Source organism: Aquimarina sp. I32.4 (assembly GCF_002924285.1).
In the GTDB taxonomy this organism is placed as follows: domain Bacteria; phylum Bacteroidota; class Bacteroidia; order Flavobacteriales; family Flavobacteriaceae; genus Aquimarina.
Window position 1 is genome coordinate 1 of sequence record NZ_PGUB01000236.1, and the last position, 1,250, is coordinate 1,250.

The following is a 1,250-nucleotide window of genomic DNA, read 5'->3' on the forward strand; positions in this document are numbered from 1 at the left end:
CCTACTTATCCGATCTAATAGCCTCAATATGCAGTTCGTGTACCTCAGTACCGAGTTTTGTAGTCTCGCTTCCTTCACTGCATATCTCACGATAAACCAGCTTGCGACTTACTAATGGTTCAAGGCGTAACCCCTGCCCATAAGGGACTTGCACCCTCTAGATTAATTATTTATCTTCGATAAATAATAGATGCCCATGCTGGGCACACACAATGTATAAAAAACATAGGGTGTTTGTGTTAACTTGAAAGTTTTGTGAATTTTAACAAAGTCCGCTAAATATAAAATTTGGCATTTAAGAGAAAAAATAAAAGTAAAATATTTATATTTAGCTAAGTAATAAACCGAAACGAAAGTGCTTTTTAACTGCCCTACGTTTCTTATACTAACCGTTGTGTACAATATGGTGAAACGCTGAAAATGAAAAAAACACTAATTTTAATACTGACTTTTTTACCTCTAATCCTACTCGGACAGCATTTAAAGTGTTGTGAATCGGTAAAAGATGTGGAATCATATTTGAGCGGAAAATGGAAAATAAAAAATTCCAAATCAAAAACAATTTATCATTACTGGTTTGAAAAAGGTCAAGGAAACCTAACCGAAATAGAACAAACAGAAAGTGAATATTTAATAATTGATGACCATCCTTTTATTGATATTATAAAGTATGATCAAGGATTCAAATTAAAATTTACTCATTTGTATAGTAACTGGATTTCGGAATTAAAATATTTAAATTCAAACAAAATGATATTAGTTACTAATGGAAAAGAAACTGAATATTACAAATTCAATGAGCAGAAATGGCGATACCAAAAAAAGGAACAAGAAAAATAGCAGTTAATGAACTAAACTTTAGATGGTTGATTCGTAAAAAGGCTACCTATACTCAGTCCGACTATGGAATTGGAAAATTGCACATTGCCGTTGAACTAGAAGAAAACTCTGGAACGAGTTTATTTATCTATACTGACCGAAAACACCCAAATGACATCGGGACGGAAATTGTGAATCCTGTAAAGCCTTCTGACATTGCTAATTGGATTAAACAAGCGTTCGAATTAGGGTGGATCCCTTCTAAAAGTGGAAACCCATTTCGGACTAAAATTATGAACGAAAAAATGGAATTAGAATAAAAATACTGTACACAATCGTGTAGATGGCTCCGCCTGGACTTGCAAGAGAAATTCGGACAATTTTTCTAAGACCTATGCTGTATTTTTAAGTTTATAAAATTCTAATTCAAC

General features: G+C 32.9%; 2 protein-coding genes. Both read left to right on the forward strand.

The annotated features are described in order from the left end of the window. The first annotated feature begins 420 nt into the window (after positions 1-420). Entirely contained in the window at positions 421-840 is a 420-nt protein-coding gene (locus CVD18_RS22240; protein ID WP_103867633.1) for a hypothetical protein, read from the forward strand. Beyond that, complete coding sequence (locus CVD18_RS22245; RefSeq protein WP_103867634.1) at positions 807-1,139, forward strand: hypothetical protein; 333 nt, start codon at positions 807-809, stop codon at positions 1,137-1,139. Before CVD18_RS22240 ends, CVD18_RS22245 begins: the two co-directional genes overlap by 34 nt. Positions 1,140-1,250 lie beyond the last annotated feature (111 nt).

What these genes read in the sequence shown, in the direction of transcription:
- CVD18_RS22240 (WP_103867633.1), top strand. Translation starts at nt 421, where the DNA reads ATGAAAAAAACACTAATTTTAATACTGACTTTTTTACCTCTAATCCTA.
- CVD18_RS22245 (WP_103867634.1), top strand. Translation starts at nt 807, where the DNA reads ATGGCGATACCAAAAAAAGGAACAAGAAAAATAGCAGTTAATGAACTA.